Below are 18,554 nucleotides of genomic sequence, written 5' to 3' on the forward strand. Positions count from 1 at the left end.
ACCAAGTCAAAAGCTTGCTTTTGAACGAAGGTAATGCCGAGCCGCATCCTATATTCTTTAAATATAGTTAGAAAATGATAACTGACACTGCTGTTTTCTTTGAAAAAGAACGAAAAAGCATTTTTGATGGAAATAAATTTGTAAGTTTGCCCCATCTTAACAGATGACAAATTAATTAAACAAATAGAACAATGAGAAAATTAATGTTTACTGTGCTTGGATTGCTGATGGTACATAGTATGCAGGCACAATATTTTTGTACGAAGCAAGGTACTGAACTTCATTATGTAAGCTACGATGAGGCTGGACAAAGTATTTCGAACGGAACAGTAACTGTAACCAAGGCTGAGGAGAATGGCAATGCGGCAAAAGCTACTTATTATATGAAACTTGTGGCCAATAAGGCGAAAAATAATACCAGCTATACATTGTACGACTGGAGTTATGACGGACAGAATACCGTTTGCAAGCAGGATTTGATGTATGGTCCTTATGTTGAAGCCGATCTTGACCCGGAAAAATACGACGAAAAGGCGCATGCTCTTTTCGAGGAGAAACTGAAATTTAAAGGAGATAACTCATTTGTCATAAAAGATGGAGCTGAGGGAGGAGAATCTATTCCTGAACGTTCTTATTCTTTAATTTCCAATATGCTGAAGAACGAGGTTACAATCTCGGGAGCTGCTTATATGGGAAAAGATTCCATCGGTACTACTGCCGGAAGATTTGAATGTATCAAGATTTCCTATCTGAAACGGACTAAGATTCTGGTAAAATCGGAAACCGAACGCATTACCGAATGGTATGCGAAAGGAGTCGGATTGGTGAAATCAGAATCGCATGACATGAAGGGAAAACCCAATGGAAAGACATTGCTGGTGAAGATTGTCAGAAAAGACTGATGTAAGTGCTCGTAGGCATTGGTTTGCATCGGCAAATGCATAGTAGAAAGGAGATGAAAGACGAGTTGATACCGCTTTTCATCCCCTTTCCTTTTGAGGTATATGGCCTATTGGCCAGTCTGCCTGTAGAAGATAAGATTGTAAAATTGAAGTGATGAAAAATAATTCTATGAAAAACTTTTCGCAAATATTACGCTATACAGCATTGACAACCTTTTCTTTAGGATGTGGAACCTGGCTTTCGGCAGCCCCTTTACGGATGGAGCTGAATGAAGGATGGCAATTTCGTCAGGCCAGACTGTCTAACTGGTATCCGGCTACAGTTCCTGGAGTCGTGCATACCGACTTGATGAATAACGGAATAATAGAAGACCCTTACTACCGTTTGAATGAACGGGGAGTACAGTGGATTGATAAAGAAGACTGGGTATATGAGTCGTCTTTTTCACTTTCCGATGAATTTATGAACAGACAGAATATTGATTTGCTTTTTAAGGGATTGGATACGTATGCCGATGTGTATCTGAATGATTCTTTGATTCTAAAGGCCGACAATATGTTTCGGGAATGGAGAGTGGAAGTCAAGTCGCTGGTCAAGTCATCCGGAAATATCCTGCGTATTTATTTTCATTCTCCTCTGAAAGTGGATATCCCAAAATGGGATGCATTGCCATATCATTATTCTGCAGGAAACGACCAGTCGGAGAATGGAGGTGTATTTAATAAGAAAGTAAGTGTATTTGCCCGGAAGGCCGGTTATCATTATGGATGGGATTGGGGACCTCGTCTGGTGACTTCGGGAATCTGGCGTCCGGTGTATGTGGAGGCATGGAACGATGCACGTATCAGCAATGTGTTCATCCGTCAGCATGAAGTCAATGAAAAGAAGGCTGTACTGACCGGACAGGTTGAGGTGGTGGCCGACAAGGAGATGACCGATGCTTCTGTGGTACTGACCGATACCGATAACGGAAAGGTGCTGGCACGTGTAAAGACTTCCTTGAAGCAGGGAGTAAATAAAGTGGAATTGCCTTTTGTCATGAAAAATCCTGAACTGTGGTGGAGCAACGGGTTAGGCAATCCACATCTGTATACGTTTGAAACAACGCTTGTTGTGGGTAAACAGACTGCCGATGCACATCAGGATAGGGTAGGGATTCGTTCGTTGAAGGTGATACGAAAACCCGATGCGCATGGAACTTCGTTTTTCTTCGAACTCAACGGACGTCCTGTTTTTATGAAAGGAGCAAACTATATACCACAAGATAATTTCCTTCCGAGGGTAACGGAAGAGAGTTACCGGAAAACCATTCAGGATGCAGCAGATGTACATATGAATATGCTTCGTGTGTGGGGAGGAGGAATTTATGAAAACGATATTTTCTACGACCTTTGCGATGAATACGGTATCCTGGTATGGCAGGACTTTATGTTTGCATGTAGTCTCTATCCGGCAGAAGGCGAATGGCTGGAGAATGTACGTCGGGAAGCAATCGATAATGTACGCCGTTTGCGTAATCATCCTTGTATTGCCATCTGGTGTGGAAACAACGAGTGCAATGAAGCCTGGTACGGATGGGGCTGGGCAAAAAAATACAACGAACAGAATCCGGAATATGCCCGGCTGATTAAGGCGCAGATGGATAAACAGTATCTGGAAACATTGCCTTTGGTGGTAAGCGAAGAAGATCCCGACCGTTTTTATCTGCCGTCTTCACCTTTCGGACTCGAAGGACAGGTAAACGACGACTGTAACGGGGACCGCCATTATTGGAGAGTATGGGGTGGAAGGGAACCAATTTCGCAGTATAATAAGGAAAGAAGCCGTTTTTTTAGTGAGTATGGCTTTCAGTCGTTCCCCGATTTTGAAACGGTGAAACGCTATACGTCGGGTTCCGAAGACTGGAATATTACTTCCGAAGTGATGATGGCCCATCAGCGTGGGGGAGAGCATGCCAACAAGTTGATAGAAACTTATATGCTTGCAGAACATCGCGAACCTAAAGATTTCCGTTCGTTCCTTTATCTCACTCAGGTCTTGCAGGGCGATGCCATTAAGATAGCCATGGAAGCACATCGCAGGGATATGCCGTATTGTATGGGTTCTTTATTCTGGCAGCATAACGATTGCTGGCCGGTGGCATCGTGGTCGAGCCGGGATTATTACGGCCGGTGGAAAGCACAGCATTATTTTGCACGGAAGGCTTATTCCGATATACTTTTGTCTCCTCTTGTAGTAGAGGGCAATCTGCGTGTATATGCAGTGTCCGACCGCCGGGAGCCTTTGCAGACGGTGTTATCGGTAGAGGTTTGGAAATTGGAAGGTGGAAAAGTCAGTGCATTGGAAAAGCAAATTCAAATAAATCCGAATACGTCTTCTTGTGTATTCGAAGAGCAGTTGGACAGACTGTTGGATGGAGCTTCTCCTCAGGATGTGGTGGTACATGTATATCTGAAAGAAGACGACAGGAAATGTTATGCCAACAATTGTTTTCTGGCTGCACAGAAGGAGATGGCTTATGCTCCGGCAACTATCCGGAAGGATATCCGTCCGGTAGAAGGAGGCTTTGAAGTGACCTTGCAGAGCAACCGCTTTGCCCGTGCGGTATATTTGTGCAGTGATAATTTTGAAACTACTTTTTCCGATAATTATATCGATTTGCTTCCCGGGGAACCGGTTACTCTGATGGTTCGTACTGCTTTGTCGCAGGGGGATTTTGAAAAGAGTTTGTCTGTTTATGATTTATATGAGGCTTGTCGGAAGAATTGAGAAAAGATCTTGTTTCGTAACCGTCTGGTGATGGATGTTGCGTGTATTCAGCGACGTCGGCTCTATGGACAGCGTCGTTGATTTCATAGCCGACGCCGCCGGTTGTACGGACGGCGACGTCGGATACAGCATGAAACTGCTGTCATACAACAATGGCGACATAATCAGTGCAGATTGTGTCGCCATCGTTGTATTTATGTCTTAAATAATTTCGATACCTTGCTGCTTGCAGAGTTCCAGACCGATGTCCTTTAATTTGAATTTCTGTATTTTACCACTTCCTGTCATCGGAAACTCCTTCACAAAGAAGATGTATTTCGGAATCTTGTAGCGGGCAATTTTTCCCTGACAGAAGTCGCGTACGTCAAACTCATTCATGTTGTAGCCTTCGTGCAGAATGATGAAAGCTCCTACTGCTTCTCCGTATTTCTTCGACGGAATACCGGCTACCTGCACATCCTTGATACCGGGCATCTGATAAAGGAATTCTTCTATTTCTCTGGGGTAGATATTTTCTCCTCCCCGGATAATCATGTCCTTGATGCGTCCGGTGATGCGGTAGTTTCCGTTTTCATCTTTTACACCCAGGTCTCCCGAATGCAGGAAACCGTTTTTATCGATGACTTCTGCCGTAGCCTGCGGATTCTTGTAATATCCTTTCATGGTATTGTATCCGCGGTTGCACATTTCACCTTGTACACCTACCGGACATTCTTCGCCGGTTTCCGGATCGATTACCCGTACTTCTGTAAACTCAAAGTCGTGTCCTACGGTATTGAATCTTACTTCCTGCGGGTCGTCTATACGGCTGTGAGTCATACCGGGTGAGGCTTCAGTGAGACCGTATACACTGGTGACGCGCATAAACATTTTTTCTTCTACCTGCTTCATCAGTTCTACCGGACAGAGTGAGCCGGCCATGATACCGGTACGCAGACTGGAGAGGTCGAACATATCGAACATCGGATGATGCAGTTCGGCAATGAACATGGTCGGAACCCCGTAGAGTGCAGTACATCGCTCCTTATGTATGGAGGCCAGTACCAGCAGCGGGTCAAAGCGCTCTACCATGACTTGTGTACATCCGTGAGTCAGACAGTTCATGGTAGCCAGAACCACGCCGAAGCAGTGGAAAAGAGGAACGCAGACACACAGTTTATCGTCTGATGTAAATTTCATGTGTTCGCCTGTCAGGAAACCATTGTTGGCTATGTTGTAATGGGTAAGCATGACACCTTTTGGAAAACCGGTTGTTCCCGAAGTGTATTGCATGTTCACCGTATCGTGGCAGTTGACTTTCTTTTTGGCTTCTGCCAGAACCTCATCGTCTATGTTGTTGCCCAACAGCAGGATTTCCGATGTATTGTACATTCCCCGGTATTTTTCCTGCCCGATGTAAATGACGTTTCTCATGCAGGGAAACCGTTTGCTTTTCATGTGTCCTCGCTCGAATGTTTTCAGTTCGGGCAGCATGGCATAGGTCATCTCTACAAAGTTGCTGTCTTTTTCTCCGTTGACAATACAGAGGGTATGCATATCCGAATTCTCGCAGAGATATTCCAGTTCGGCCTGCTTGTAGTTGGTATTGACCGTAACAGCTACAGCACCGATTTTTGCGCATGCATAAAGAAAGGTAAGCCAGTCGGGTACATTTCCTGCCCAGATACCTACATGTGTACCGTGGGTGATACCGATGGCAAGCAATCCCTTGGCCATGTTGTCTACCCGCTGATTGAATGTTTTCCAGGTAAAACGCAGGTTACGGTCGGAGTATACAATATATTCTTTGTTGGGAGTGTGACTTGCCCAATGCTCCAGCCAGTCTCCCAGTGTCTTTTCCGATAACTGTTTCATGGTATTGCCGGTTTTTTAGATAGGAGTATAAATTACTGCCAGGATTTTTGCTTCCTGTCCTTCGAAAGCATGTACATGATGCGGCACAATCGAGTCGTAATAAATGGTATCTCCTTCTTCCAGAAGATAGGTAAACTTTCCGTAATTGATTTCGACCATTCCTTGTAAAACCATGATAAACTCTTCGCCTTCGTGTGCCGACAGACTGAACTGAGCTGTTTCATTGGCTTCTATGTCGATGATGAAAGGCTCCATGTGGCGGTCTGTCTTGTTGCGCGACAAAGAATGATAGCGCATATGCAGGCGGGAATCTGTGGCATTATTCGAAAAACTGATGGTATCATCTGCGTCACCTTTGCGGCAGATAATTGCTCCGGCTTCTTCCGGTTGGTCGTCCAGGAAGGTTCCCAGCCGTACTCCCAATGCTCTGGCTATTTTGATGAGGGGAGCCAAAGAAGGGATATCGATATTTTCTTCTATACGTGCAATCTGTTCGATTGAGAGTCCGGTACGGTCAGCAAGTTCTTCTCTGCTGATTTCTTTTATTGTTCGTAGCGATTGAATCTTTTCGCCTATTTTATTTGTGCGATCCATAGTAGATAATTAGTTTTTACAAATTGCAAATATATAAATAATGTGTAACCTTTTGGTCTTTATAGGTAGATTTCATCTTTTGGATGTATGATTTGCTGCATGTTGTTATTCTCCACTCCTGAGTCGGCTGAGTGTGGGCAACGTAATGCCAAGGTAAGAAGCGATGAATCCTAAGTTCACCCGCTGACACACTTCGGGAAACTGTTTCTTGAACTCTTCATACCGCTCTTTAGCCGGCAGCGTAAGCCGTTCCTTGTGGCTGCGGTGCAGACGGCGATATTCGTTCTGATGGATGATTCTGCCCCAGTTGCATAATTCAAGATTGGTTTCGAACAGATGACGCAGGTCGGTCAATGAAATGCGATAGGCTTCCACTTCTTCCAGTGCTTCTACATATTCCTCGCTTTTCTTCTGATAGTACAGTTCGTCCATACTGAATACAATGCTTCCTTCCCAGGCAAAGGAGGTTGTAATTTCTTCTCCGTCTACCAGCCAGAAAGAGCGTGTCATTCCTTTTTCTATGAAATAGGCATATTTGCAGAACATATCGGCTTTAATCATCTGATACCTTTTGGGAAACCGGCATGGGGTAACATAAGCCTTCAGCTCTTCAATGGTAGCATCTGAGAGAGGATATAACGACTGTATTTTATGGAGTATGTTTTTCATTTGTCTTCTACTTTGTACCGACAAAAATATGGAAAATATTATACTCTTCAAAACCGGAAGGAATATAGAATATGAAGCGGGATATTGAAGGGGTGCGTGTAAATAAATTGTATCTTTGCACCCTCGTAAAAAGAAACTAAAAGAATGAAAGAGGCATTTATCAAACTTCATGTGTCGGTGTTGATTGCAGGAGCTACCGGTATCTTTGGGCGTTTAATATCCTTGAATGAAGGATTGTTGGTGTGGTATCGGATGCTGTTTGCTACCGTGATGTTTTTTCTTTTGCTGTGGATGTTGGGCAAGCTGAAGAGAGTATCTTTCCGTGATGTGTGTAAAATAGGTTCTGTAGGAATGTTGCTTGCCATTCACTGGCTGTTTTTCTATGGAAGTATCAAGGCTTCGAATGTATCCATCGGAGTGGTTTGTTTGTCTTTGATGAGTTTTTTTACAGCTTTGTTCGAACCGCTTATCAACCGTCATCGTATATCGCTGGGAGAGATAGCATGCAGTCTGATAGGAGTGTTGGGGATTATTCTTATTTTCCATTTTGATACCCGTTACCGTCTGGGAATAGGTATGGGAATCCTTTCGTCGGCACTGGCTTCCCTTTTCACTATCTGCAATAAGAAAGTATCTGTGGGATATACTTCGAGTACTATGCTGATGTATGAGATGGGAGGAGGCTTTTTAGGGTTATCCTGTCTGCTTCCGCTTTATCTGTCTTTCTTTCCCGTTGCGTCGATACTTCCTTCACTGACCGATTTGGTTTACTTGCTTCTGTTTGCTTCGGTCTGCACCGTATTGCTTTACATTTTACAGATTCAGGTGTTGAAGAAAATATCGGCCTTTACTTTTAATCTGACTTACAATCTTGAGCCTATTTATAGTATTATAGCAGCGATGTTTCTTTTTCACGAGGCTAAAGAACTGAATGCCAGTTTTTATGTAGGCTTGGGACTGATTTTGTTTTCAGTGCTTCTGCATTCTGCTGGTGTTTTTCTTCAGTCGAAAAGCAAACCTTTCTTTTCTCTGTTTGTGAAGTGGAAACATTAAGGAGATTATGACTTGGTGAGGATGAGCTTTCCGTCGCTTTCCTGAATGATTTCTTCTGCCATCAGATACCGGAGTACGCAAGAAACCTTTTCTTTATCGTAAGTCAATTTTCCCATCAGTTCATGAGCTGACAAGGGATGTGCTTTCAGTTCGGCGTTTATCGCTTCGGTAATGTCGTCGAATTCTCCCTGCTTCAATCCGCTTTGATGTTTCTTCAGGCATACATCACATTGTCCGCAATTGTGTTCATTCTTTTCTCCGAAATACCGGAGCAGCATACGGCTTCTGCATTGTTCCTTGGCATCTGCATATTCCAGCATAGCTTGTATGCGCCGTTCGAAACTTTCTTTGCGGTCTTCGTATACTTCTTTACTGAGATGAATACGCGAAGTATCGCGGCGTTCGCAGGTATAGATAATGTAAGGGGTTTTCTTTCCCGGAATGTAATGCAGAATATGCTGTCTGGTGAGCAGGACCAATGTCTCGTAGATTTGTTGTCTTGACAAACCGGTTCGCAATGCCAATGTATCTTCGCTGATATAAGCATAATCGCTGAATATACCTGTATACGAACGGAGAATGGTATGAATCAGCTTTTCTGTGTCGGCATTGTATTCCTGCAAACGGTATAAGTCGTCTCTCCGGAGTGTAAAGATGATGCGGGAAGCATTGTCCTGTTCGTCGGTATACTCCAGGTATCCGGCACGGGTCAGTATCTTCAAGGCACTGTCTACCTGAATGGGGAAGTGCTTGAAGTTGTGACAGAATTCATCGATGTTGAATGCATAGGTACATCCCAATCCGTCACCAAGAGCCATCTGGTAATAGAAGTTGATATCTTCGTATACTTTGCGTATGTATTCTTTTTCAGGAAAAGTATCGGAGATGCGTTTGCGAAGAATGGCTTTGTCGCTTTGTGCATAGAGCAATACGGCATATGCTTTGTTTCCGTCTCGTCCGGCACGTCCTGCTTCCTGAAAATACGCCTCGGGAGAATCCGGGAAGTCGGCATGTACTACCAGTCGGACATCCGGCTTGTCTATGCCCATACCGAAGGCATTGGTAGCTACCATCACGCGATGTTCTCCTGTCAGCCAACTCTTTTGCCGCTGGTCTTTGATGTCGTTCTGAAGTCCGGCATGGTAAAATGTGGCAGTAATTCCCTGTTGGTTGAGAAACTGGCAGATTTCCTTTGTCTTTTTTCTGTTTCGTGTGTATACAATAGCCGAACCCGGTACATGATTCAGAATGTGGAGCAATTCTTCTGCTTTGTTTTCCGTGTTCCGTACAATGTAAACCAGGTTCTTCCGCTCGAAACTCATGCGGAATACATTTTCTTCCTTAAAGGCAAGACGTGCCTGAATGTCTTTTACGACTTCAGGGGTAGCAGTTGCTGTCAGAGCCAGTACCGGAACACCGGGCAACAGCTTTCGTATTTCGGATATTTTGAGGTAAGCAGGGCGAAAATCGTATCCCCATTGAGAAATACAGTGCGATTCGTCTACCGTAATCATGCTTACCTTCATGCTGCGGAGCTTTTGCTGGAATATTTCTGTATCCAGTCGTTCCGGAGAGATATAGAGAAACTTATAGTTGCCAAAGATACAGTTTTCAAGCGCGACTACAATTTCTTCTCTTGTCATACCCGAGTAGACAGCTATAGCCTTGATACCCCGGTCGCGCAGGTTGCGTACCTGGTCTTTCATCAATGCGATAAGTGGCGTGATGACCAGGCAAAGCCCTTCTTGAGCAAGAGCCGGCACTTGAAACGTGATGGACTTACCTCCTCCGGTCGGCATTAGTCCCAGCGTATCCCGCTGTTGGCCGATACTGGTGATGATGTCTTCCTGTATTCCGCGGAAGTCATCGTATCCCCAGTATTGTTTCAAAATGCTTTTGTAGTCCATCTGTGTCTTGTCTTTCTCCGTAGCCTGTTATAAGGCTTTGTTTCTGCTTGGTTTTATGTCTTCTATCTGAAGTTGGATTTCTCCTCTCCGATGTGTATTTTCTTCGATGGTGTAACAGATGTTGAACGACTGCTTGGTTTTGATGTAACGGGCTTGCGAGCTTTGCCCGAAAGCAATACCGTTCATTACATTGTTCGATTTGTTGTCCACCAGTTCCAGTTTGATATGTTCCTGATCTCTTCCTACTACCTTGCTTGTACCATAATCGTATACATTGAGGGTAGCGAATATCGGTTTATGATTGTCCGGCCCGAAAGGATTGAACTTCTTCAAGTCGAAGAAGAATTTAGGTGTAATATCCCTGAAGTCGAGATGAGCATCAATCTGAATGGTAGCACTGGTCTGTTCCGGAAGAATATTTTGAGTGACATATTCCTCGAATCTGCGTGAGAACTCTTCTACGTTTTCTATTTTCATAGAAAGTCCTGCTGCATACGTATGTCCTCCAAAATTCTCCAAGAGGTCGCGGCAATATTCAATGGCTTTGTACACATCGAATCCCGATACGGAGCGTGCCGAACCAGTTGCCAGGTTGTCGGTACGCGTGAGTACTACAGCCGGCCGATAATATATTTCCGTGAGTCGTGAAGCCACAATACCAATTACTCCCTTGTGCCAGTCTTCATTATAGATTACAATAGAGCGGCGTTCGTCTAGATGCTCCAGATTGTCTACAATCTTATTGGCCTCTTCGGTCATATTCTTGTCGAGGTCTTTTCGGGTTTCATTGTATTGGTTTATCAGGTTACTCTTTTCTTTTGCTGCCTGATAATCCTTTTCGATAAGAAGATCCACAGCCTCTTTTCCGTTTTGAATACGTCCGGAAGCATTGATTCGCGGTCCGATTTTAAACACAATATCACTCATGTTGATTTCCCGTTCAGACAGTCCGCACACATCAATGATAGACTTCAGTCCCACGCTAGGATTGGAGTTGAGTTGGCGTAATCCGTGATAAGCCAGAATACGGTTCTCTCCCATAATCGGTACAATATCGGATGCAATACTTACTGCAACCAAATCCAGCAGCGGAGTCAGCTGGTGAAATTCGATGCCGTTGTTGATTGTGAAAGCCTGCATGAATTTGAATCCTACGCCACATCCAGACAGATGGTCGTACGGATAAGTAGAATCTTCCCGTTTCGGATTAAGAATAGCCACGGCAGGAGGAAGTACTTCATCGGGTACATGATGGTCGCAGATGATGAAATCGATACCTTTTTCTTTGGCATACGAAATCTCTTCTACGGCTTTTATGCCGCAGTCTAATACGATAATCAGCGTGACACCAGTTTCGTAAGCATAGTCTACTCCTTTTCTCGAAACCCCATATCCTTCGTTGTATCGGTCGGGAATGTAGTAGTCGATATTCGAGTAGAATTGCTGGAGAAACTTATATACTAATGCGACGGCAGTTGTGCCATCTACATCATAATCTCCATACACAAGGATACGTTCTTTGCGTCCCATTGCTTTGTTCAGACGATCTACAGCTATATCCATATCCTTCATCAGGAAAGGATCGTGCAGTTCGCTAAGCTGCGGGCGGAAGAAACGCTTGGCCTCTGCAGCAGAGGTTATTCCTCTTTCCTGCAGCAGGCGGCACAATATAGGACTGATTCCTATTTCTTTAGCCAAAGCCCTTGCCGCTTCCCTTTGTTCCGGTGTAGGAGGTTGATAGTTCCATTTGTAATTCATTTATATATGTTTTTTCTTTTTCTCTTACTTAGTGATGCAGACTGTTTACTTCATTGGGCGTTCGGTTGACAATACCTTTTTGCCTGTTTCATGTTAGTTGAAGATAGAGAGGGCGTAGTCTTATTTTCTTTACGCGTTTTTACTGGCCAATAAAAAAGGAGCAGTAAGAGCAATCTCACGATCATCTTTTCTTTTGTGTATCATACAAGCAATCTGTACACTTATTCAACTTGTAAAGTTAGAAAAAAAGAAAGAAAAAACGGTTGATTCTGTCAAATAATTGCAGAATCAACCGTTTATTTATTTAAAATCAGTCTATTTAACAAATCTTATAGGCCCAATTTTTTTGCGATTTCAGCAGGGATAGCATCCTTGTGTACAAGGATATTGATTGTTTTATAAGCTACGAATGCTTTTGAAGCATACCAGATACCTTTGTATTTGCCTTCTTCACCCCATGAGTTCTTTACCATGAAGTATTCTTTTCCGTTCTGGTCTTTTGCTATACCATAGATAACCATACCGTGGTCGTCTGTAGTTTCCCAGTTGTCGAAACCTTCCTGACGCATTTCCTGAGTGACTGTGATTTCCGGCAACGGTTTAGCTGTAAGTTCCTTGCGTTTGTCCTGCTGGCTCATTCCTAACCAACGAGCCATATCCGAACCGGTCAGTTCTGCTCCTTTTTCTGCATCCGGGCATACTGCGATACCATCGCGTGTAAATCCTTGTTCGCTGACATCCGATCCCCATGCAAATGTGTAACCGTTGTTGATTGCATTGTCCATTACAGCCATCAGTTCATCGATAGGAAGGTTGTAAGACATAGCGTTACGCCAGTTGTCCTGTACTTCTACGTTGAACTGAGTGTAGAACGGATGATGAGTAAATGAAGTCAGAGAGATGTAATCGTCCATGTTCAATCCCAATGCTTCATCAGCAAAAGTTCTCGGAGTATAAGTCTTGCCTTTGTAAGTAAATTCCTTCGGGCATACTCCCAAGTATGTATCGTAGATAGCTGACAAACCGTTTTTCCATACAGAAGTCAGTTTTTTCAGATTACCTTTAGCAATTGCGTTTACATATCCTGCTGCTACTGCATCCAGCTCGTTGTGTACAGGCAGAGAGTCGCCATACATGATACCCGGCATTGCTTCCTGTGGTACCATACCGTATTTTTCGTAGCAGGTTACGATGTCTTCGAAACTACCGCCCGGAGAGAATGAAGCATCTCCATGATAACGTACGTAGTTTACAGCACGGTCTTCCATGGTTTTGTGTACCACGAACATTTCAGACAAGTCGAATTCTCCCTTGCCCAGACGAAGCAATTCTGCTTCGAAGAAGCCCAGTGAAGAGAATGACCAGCAAGTACTAGACTGATTCTGGTCTTTGATAGAGGTAATAGGATTTTCTTTTACAGTAGTGAATACGAAACCTTCTTCTGTTTTGTTCTTTTTCGGGCTTTTTGCAGATACATTGCTGAAGCAAACACCCAAAGCTAAAAGAGCAATAAGTTTGTTCATTGTTTTCTAAGTTATTAAATGGTTATTGAATTATTTTTGATTATTCGTTCATGATTTGTTCTACCTCGCTGATGGTAATAGGTATATGCTTTTCTCCTGTAAAGCGTGAACCGCCCGGTATAATCAGGATATCGTCTTCCAGACGGATGCCTCCAAAGTCTTTGAACTTCTCTATTGCCTCGTAGTTGAGGAAGTCTTTGTGCATGTTGTCAGCTTTCCATTTGTCTATCAGGGCAGGGATGAAATAACATCCGGGTTCGTCGGTAATGACAAAACCTTCCTGCAGACGGCGGCCCATACGCAGAGAAGCCAGACCGAACTGGTCTGAAGGACGTATCTCGTCGTCATAACCCACATAGCACTGACCCAAGTCTTCCATATCGTGTACGTCGATACCCATCATGTGTCCCAGTCCGTGCGGCATGAACAAAGCATGTGCTCCAGCTGCTACCGCTTCGTTTACATCCCCTTTCATGAGTCCCAGATCTTTCAGCCCTTGTGCCAACACTTTACATACCTCGAGGTGAACCGATTTGTAGGTTACTCCCGGATGTGCCAGTTCCAGAGCCTTGTCGTGGCAGTCCAGCACGATGCTGTATACGTCACGCTGTCTGGAAGTGAATTTTCCTCCTACCGGGATGGTACGTGTATGGTCAGAGCAGTAGTTGGTTACACTTTCCGCACCGGCATCTGTCAGCATCAGTCTGCCAGCTTCCAACAGATGGCTGTGGTCGTGGTTGTGAAGCGTCTGTCCGTTTTGTGTAAGGATAGTAGCAAACGAAACCATGTTGCCATACGAAGAAGCAATACCGTCCAGGATACCTGCGATATATTGTTCGGAAACACCCGGCTTACAGAGACGCATGGCAGCTGTATGCATTTCATAGCCAATGTTGCAGGCCTTGTCGATTTCTGCTATTTCGCAAGCCTCTTTAACAGAACGCAGTGCAACCACCGCTTTGATGAGTTCTACGGAAGCATGCTGTTTAGTCATTGAAGCGCGTATACCTGTCAGATCTTCCAGCAGCAACATGTTGTCGTAGCGATAAGGAGGAAGGAAGTGGATAGGGCGGCGCTGTGAAATAGCCTTTCCGATAAACTCCTTGAGTTTGTCGAACGGGAAACTCTTTTCTACACCAACCTGCGCAGCCAGATCTTTCACACTGGGCTGAGGTCCCATCCAGATGATATCGTCCATCGTTACATCATTTCCGAAGAAGTAGTCTTCTCCAGCTTCAATGTCCATTACACCCGCATAGCCCGGATGAGAATGGCCGAAGAAATAAAGAAACGAACTGTCTTGGCGGAATTTATAAGTATTGTCAGGATAATTGGCCGGAGCTTCGTTGTTTCCCAAGATAAGGATAAGCCCATGACCGACCTTTTCTCTTAAAGCCTGACGACGTTGTTTATACACAGATGAATCGAACATATTGTTAAGTATTAAGTTCAATATTTGTTTTAATTGTTGCAAAAGTAGCAAATTAAATTGAATATTGTTCTATGCCTTATTTTAAAAAACATATCTTTGCAATTGGAGTCTTATTATTTTGAAAGCGGAGGTCAATATGGCAATAGATGTACAGAATATGGGCTTAGTACTCGAAGGAGGAGGCATGCGAGGTGTGTTTACTTGTGGCGTACTCGACTATTTCATGGATAAGGGAATAGAGTTTCCGTATGGAGTAGGGGTGTCTGCCGGTGCCTGCAACGGTTTGTCGTACATGTCGCATCAGCGTGGAAGAGCACGGTACAGTAATATAGAATTGTTGGACAAGTATCATTACATCGGGTTGAAACATCTGTGGTATCAGCATAGCATTCTTGATCAGAAATTGTTGTACGAATTGTTTCCGGAAGAAATTTTACCCTACGATTATGAGGCCTATCGGAACAATCCGGCTCGTTTTGAAATGGTCACCACCAATTGTGTGACGGGTAGAGCCTGCTATCTGGAAGAGAAAAAAGATAAAATCCGTTTGCTGGCTATAGCTAAGGCTTCCAGTAGTCTGCCCTATGTCTGTCCGATTACTTATGTCGACGGAAGGCCGATGCTGGATGGTGGTATTGTAGATTCTATTCCGGTAGAGCGGGCCATATCACAGGGATATGAGCGGAATGTAGTAGTACTTACCCGTAATCGTGGTTATCGGAAAGATGAGAAAGACATCCGTGTTCCCCGTTTTGTCTACAAGCGGTATCCCCGTTTGCGTGTGGTGCTGAGTAACCGATGCAAGGCGTATAATCAACAGTTGGAAATGGTGGAGCGTATGGAAGATGAAGGACGTATCGTAGTAATTCGTCCGGAACGTCCTGTGGTGGTCAATCGTATTGAACGGGATATCAAAAAACTTACAGCACTTTACGAAGAAGGATATGCTTGTGCCGAGAAGGTTTTTTCGTCTTTTGAATAGAAATTGATGACTTTTCAAAATGAAAGGAATAATTACATTCTTCTGACTTAAACAAGGGAAAAATGGATTTCCGCTAACGCGTATTTGAAGCAAAATCCTTGTTCACGCTTTGTAAAACAGAGTTTTTTAGTTGAAAAATATCTTTAAAACCTGCTGTATGGCAGGTTTTTTAAATTTATATAGAGGGAAAATAGAACCTGTTGTAGGGGGAAATGTGACTTGTAATGTGGGCTTTCGTGACTAATCACGTTGGTTTACGTGACTCGTCGCGTAAGCTGATGCGACTAATGACGTATTTTCTCTTTCTGTTTTCTTGATTTTCTTCTTTTTTGCAGGTGTTTTTACTGTGAATTTTATTATGATAAATCGGAATGTAACTCAATGGGGAATAAACTTTGTGTAGAGTGTTCCGAAATAATATAAGCTATTGTGGTTCTTGTTTTGTACTTTAGCTTTCTTTCTGAATTTTTCTGATGGCAGAAAATAAGTGATTTTGGAACAACGTCTGCATACAGATGTAAATAACGCAATATAGAAGAGGTTGATTTGACGTTTTGTCAGAAGGCAGATAGGGGAGAAATAAAGATGGGAGAAATTTACATTTTGTCAGCAGAAAGAGAGGCAGGAGATGAAGTGCAAAAAAAATCTGCAAGTCATCCTGATGGATGAGGCTTGCAGATTTGAAATATATCTGTACTCTACCTATTTTGCAAAGCTTACTGCACGTGTTTCGCGGATAACAGTAATCTTTACCTGTCCCGGGTAAGTCATTTCGTCTTGAATCTTCTTTGCGATTTCAGTAGACAGACTTTCAGTCTGTTTGTCGTCAATCTTGTCGGCGCCTACAATTACGCGCAATTCACGACCGGCCTGAATAGCGTATGTCTTGGTTACACCCGGATAAGACATTGCCAATTGTTCCAGATCGTTCAAACGCTTGATGTAAGCTTCTACAATTTCCCGGCGTGCTCCCGGACGAGCGCCAGAGATGGCATCACAAACCTGTACGATAGGAGCAAGCAAGCTGGTCATTTCCACTTCGTCGTGGTGTGCACCGATGGCGTTGCAGATATCCGGTTTTTCCTTGTATTTTTCTGCCAGTTTCATACCCAGCAATGCGTGTGGCAATTCCGGTTCTTCATCGGGTACTTTACCGATATCGTGTAACAATCCGGCACGTTTTGCCTTTTTCGGGTTCAAGCCCAGTTCAGATGCCATTACTGCACAAAGGTTGGCTGTTTCACGAGCGTGCTGCAACAGATTCTGTCCGTATGAAGAACGGTATTTCATCTTACCGATGATACGAATCAGTTCAGGATGCAAACCGTGGATACCCAAGTCGATGGTAGTACGTTTACCGGTTTCGATGATTTCATCTTCTACCTGTTTGCGGACTTTGGCAACTACTTCTTCGATACGAGCCGGATGAATACGTCCGTCGGTTACTAACTGGTGCAAAGCCAGACGGGCAATTTCTCGGCGTACAGGGTCGAATGCAGAAAGTACAATTGCTTCCGGAGTATCGTCTACTACGATTTCCACTCCTGTAGCAGCTTCAAGTGCGCGGATATTACGTCCTTCACGACCGATGATACGTCCTTTGATTTCGTCTGATTCGATATGGAATACAGTTACTGAGTTTTCAATAGCTGTTTCAGTGGCTACACGCTGGATAGACTGAATCACAATACGTTTTGCTTCGCGGTTGGCAGTCAGCTTTGCATCGTCCATGATATCGTTGATGTAAGACTGAGCCTGTGTCTTGGCTTCTTCCTTGAGTGATTCTATCAGGCGTTCCTTTGCTTCTTCTGCAGAAAGGCCAGACAATGCTTCCAGTTTTTCACGTTCTTGTGATTGCAGATGATCGAGTTCTTCCTTTTTCTTTTCGATGATAACGAGTTGCGCATCGAGGTTTTCCTTAATAGCTTCGTTTTCATTGCGTTTACGCTGCAACTCTTCGTTTTTCTGATTCAGCACCATTTCGCGCTGTTTCAGTTTGTTTTCGGCCTGCTGTATCTTCTGATTGCGGATAGCAACTTCCTTTTCCAAATCTGCTTTCTTGTTCAGGAATTTCTCCTTTACTTCCAGCAATTTGTTTTTCTTGATAACTTCGGCCTCTGTTTCAGCCTCTTTTATAATTTTCTCATACCGTGTTTTCAAGCCGTACTTGAAAAAGCCGTATGAAAGTGCCCCTCCTACCAGAAAGGCTACTACCGTCAATATTGCTAATGATAACATTATAATTTTAAATTAAAATATAAACAAAAAACGCACGACTTTCGACTCGGATCTTTCTTCCGTCGTCTCCAGTTGTGCGTGGATAATCTCTTTTATACGTTCCGTACTATAAACCTTATTAGCTATGGCTGTGGCGTGTCTTTTAAGTTCAGACATTGGTCCACTTCTTCTTCCAGTTCTTTTATTTTTTCCATATAAGGCTGTGTATCATTTCTGTCTTTCAGATACATATTCTCAAAAGCCAGTTCCAAAGCTACCATAGCCCAATGCTTTGTGGGACCGAAGTCTCTGAAAGCATTCCGATATTTGTTTAGTTTATAGTCAATCTGTTTGGCAGCGTCACGATACAGTTGCTCGTCTTCCCGGCGTATGTTCAACGGGTATCGTTCGTTGTCAATCAGTAGATGTATTTTCATTTTGTCGTCCATCATGATTCGGTTTACCGGTTTTTATTCATTCAGCAAAGCGATACACTTGTCGACTTCACGCACCAGCTTGGATAATCTTTGTTTGGTATCTCTGAGTTCATTGTCATTAATACTGATCATCCGGGCCATTTTCAGGTTGGTATATCTGGCTTCTAATTCTTTTTGGCTATCAGCCATACAGGCTATTTCTTCTTCTTTTTCAGAAAGAAGTTGTTTAAGGGTGGCATTTTCTTTCTTTAATTCTTTGTATAAATACATGAAATGCCTCAATTTCCCTTCGAAAGTACTTAATAGCTTTTTGTCTTCTTCCGTCATTTTATACCAAAACTCTATACAAATATAGTGGATTGGAAATAAACTCAAAAATATTTGGGGGATATTTTCGGAAAAATGTCTGAAATATCCGGAGCGATAAATGGATTTGTTTGTTTTTTCCTGTTTTTT

At 43.5% G+C, this 18,554-nt stretch carries 14 protein-coding genes; 4 read left to right on the forward strand and 10 right to left on the reverse strand.

What is annotated here, in order from left to right; all coding sequences use genetic code 11:
* The first annotated feature begins 191 nt into the window (after positions 1 to 191).
* On the forward strand, positions 192 to 902 hold the full coding sequence (locus O6P32_RS03895; protein WP_269876912.1) for a TapB family protein: 711 nt from the start codon (positions 192 to 194) through the stop codon (positions 900 to 902).
* Positions 903 to 1,071: 169 nt separating this feature from the next.
* A complete protein-coding gene (locus O6P32_RS03900) occupies positions 1,072 to 3,672 on the forward strand; it encodes a beta-mannosidase (RefSeq protein ID WP_408636041.1) in 2,601 nt (866 codons plus the stop codon).
* 201 nt (positions 3,673 to 3,873) lie between these two features.
* On the opposite strand, the gene O6P32_RS03905 is transcribed toward O6P32_RS03900, so the two are convergent.
* From O6P32_RS03905 to O6P32_RS03915, 3 genes are all read right to left on the reverse strand, one after another.
* A complete protein-coding gene (locus tag O6P32_RS03905) occupies positions 3,874 to 5,526 on the reverse strand; it encodes an AMP-binding protein (RefSeq protein ID WP_269876913.1) in 1,653 nt (550 codons plus the stop codon).
* Between the two features lie 15 nt (positions 5,527 to 5,541).
* Complete coding sequence (locus O6P32_RS03910) at positions 5,542 to 6,120, reverse strand: helix-turn-helix domain-containing protein (protein ID WP_269876914.1); 579 nt, start codon at positions 6,118 to 6,120, stop codon at positions 5,542 to 5,544.
* A gap of 105 nt (positions 6,121 to 6,225) precedes the next feature.
* Complete coding sequence (locus tag O6P32_RS03915; RefSeq protein WP_178266942.1) at positions 6,226 to 6,789, reverse strand: Crp/Fnr family transcriptional regulator; 564 nt, start codon at positions 6,787 to 6,789, stop codon at positions 6,226 to 6,228.
* A gap of 144 nt (positions 6,790 to 6,933) precedes the next feature.
* Between O6P32_RS03915 and O6P32_RS03920 the strand changes: the two genes are divergently transcribed.
* Positions 6,934 to 7,842: a DMT family transporter gene (locus O6P32_RS03920; protein WP_269876915.1), complete on the forward strand. Its 909-nt coding sequence runs from the start codon at positions 6,934 to 6,936 to the stop codon at positions 7,840 to 7,842.
* Between the two features lie 5 nt (positions 7,843 to 7,847).
* Here the strand turns inward: O6P32_RS03920 and O6P32_RS03925 are convergent, their stop codons facing one another.
* The 4 genes from O6P32_RS03925 to O6P32_RS03940 form a co-directional block, all read right to left on the reverse strand.
* Positions 7,848 to 9,749 (reverse strand): RecQ family ATP-dependent DNA helicase, encoded by a 1,902-nt coding sequence (locus O6P32_RS03925; RefSeq protein WP_269876916.1) that lies wholly within the window; start codon positions 9,747 to 9,749, stop codon positions 7,848 to 7,850.
* 27 nt (positions 9,750 to 9,776) lie between these two features.
* The gene (gene recJ / locus O6P32_RS03930) at positions 9,777 to 11,507 is read right to left on the reverse strand and encodes a single-stranded-DNA-specific exonuclease RecJ (protein WP_269876917.1); all 1,731 of its coding nucleotides are present in this window, start codon (positions 11,505 to 11,507) and stop codon (positions 9,777 to 9,779) included.
* A gap of 329 nt (positions 11,508 to 11,836) precedes the next feature.
* Positions 11,837 to 13,030: a C1 family peptidase gene (locus O6P32_RS03935; protein ID WP_269876918.1), complete on the reverse strand. Its 1,194-nt coding sequence runs from the start codon at positions 13,028 to 13,030 to the stop codon at positions 11,837 to 11,839.
* 40 nt (positions 13,031 to 13,070) lie between these two features.
* A complete protein-coding gene (locus O6P32_RS03940) occupies positions 13,071 to 14,462 on the reverse strand; it encodes an aminopeptidase P family protein (protein WP_269876919.1) in 1,392 nt (463 codons plus the stop codon).
* A 136-nt stretch (positions 14,463 to 14,598) separates the two neighbouring features.
* Here O6P32_RS03940 and O6P32_RS03945 point away from each other — a divergent pair, with 136 nt between their 5' ends.
* On the forward strand, positions 14,599 to 15,444 hold the full coding sequence (locus tag O6P32_RS03945; protein WP_269876920.1) for a patatin-like phospholipase family protein: 846 nt from the start codon (positions 14,599 to 14,601) through the stop codon (positions 15,442 to 15,444).
* Positions 15,445 to 16,146: 702 nt separating this feature from the next.
* On the opposite strand, the gene rny is transcribed toward O6P32_RS03945, so the two are convergent.
* From rny to O6P32_RS03960, 3 genes are all read right to left on the reverse strand, one after another.
* Complete coding sequence (gene rny / locus O6P32_RS03950) at positions 16,147 to 17,682, reverse strand: ribonuclease Y (RefSeq protein WP_178266935.1); 1,536 nt, start codon at positions 17,680 to 17,682, stop codon at positions 16,147 to 16,149.
* Positions 17,683 to 17,804: 122 nt separating this feature from the next.
* The gene (locus O6P32_RS03955) at positions 17,805 to 18,110 is read right to left on the reverse strand and encodes a cell division protein ZapA (protein ID WP_269877047.1); all 306 of its coding nucleotides are present in this window, start codon (positions 18,108 to 18,110) and stop codon (positions 17,805 to 17,807) included.
* Positions 18,111 to 18,131: 21 nt separating this feature from the next.
* The gene (locus O6P32_RS03960) at positions 18,132 to 18,425 is read right to left on the reverse strand and encodes a hypothetical protein (RefSeq protein WP_269877048.1); all 294 of its coding nucleotides are present in this window, start codon (positions 18,423 to 18,425) and stop codon (positions 18,132 to 18,134) included.
* Positions 18,426 to 18,554: the final 129 nt, after the last annotated feature.

The organism is Phocaeicola acetigenes (assembly GCF_027529745.1).
Classification (GTDB): Bacteria; Bacteroidota; Bacteroidia; order Bacteroidales; family Bacteroidaceae; genus Phocaeicola; species Phocaeicola acetigenes.

Bases quoted from the DNA above. Each gene is read 5' to 3' on its own strand.
- O6P32_RS03895 (WP_269876912.1), top strand. From the start codon at position 192: ATGAGAAAATTAATGTTTACTGTGCTTGGATTGCTGATGGTACATAGT.
- O6P32_RS03900 (WP_408636041.1), top strand. From the start codon at position 1,072: ATGAAAAACTTTTCGCAAATATTACGCTATACAGCATTGACAACCTTT.
- O6P32_RS03905 (WP_269876913.1), bottom strand. From the start codon at position 5,526: ATGAAACAGTTATCGGAAAAGACACTGGGAGACTGGCTGGAGCATTGG.
- O6P32_RS03910 (WP_269876914.1), bottom strand. From the start codon at position 6,120: ATGGATCGCACAAATAAAATAGGCGAAAAGATTCAATCGCTACGAACA.
- O6P32_RS03915 (WP_178266942.1), bottom strand. From the start codon at position 6,789: ATGAAAAACATACTCCATAAAATACAGTCGTTATATCCTCTCTCAGAT.
- O6P32_RS03920 (WP_269876915.1), top strand. From the start codon at position 6,934: ATGAAAGAGGCATTTATCAAACTTCATGTGTCGGTGTTGATTGCAGGA.
- O6P32_RS03925 (WP_269876916.1), bottom strand. From the start codon at position 9,749: ATGGACTACAAAAGCATTTTGAAACAATACTGGGGATACGATGACTTC.
- recJ (WP_269876917.1), bottom strand. From the start codon at position 11,507: ATGAATTACAAATGGAACTATCAACCTCCTACACCGGAACAAAGGGAA.
- O6P32_RS03935 (WP_269876918.1), bottom strand. From the start codon at position 13,030: ATGAACAAACTTATTGCTCTTTTAGCTTTGGGTGTTTGCTTCAGCAAT.
- O6P32_RS03940 (WP_269876919.1), bottom strand. From the start codon at position 14,462: ATGTTCGATTCATCTGTGTATAAACAACGTCGTCAGGCTTTAAGAGAA.
- O6P32_RS03945 (WP_269876920.1), top strand. From the start codon at position 14,599: ATGGCAATAGATGTACAGAATATGGGCTTAGTACTCGAAGGAGGAGGC.
- rny (WP_178266935.1), bottom strand. From the start codon at position 17,682: ATGTTATCATTAGCAATATTGACGGTAGTAGCCTTTCTGGTAGGAGGG.
- O6P32_RS03955 (WP_269877047.1), bottom strand. From the start codon at position 18,110: ATGGACGACAAAATGAAAATACATCTACTGATTGACAACGAACGATAC.
- O6P32_RS03960 (WP_269877048.1), bottom strand. From the start codon at position 18,425: ATGACGGAAGAAGACAAAAAGCTATTAAGTACTTTCGAAGGGAAATTG.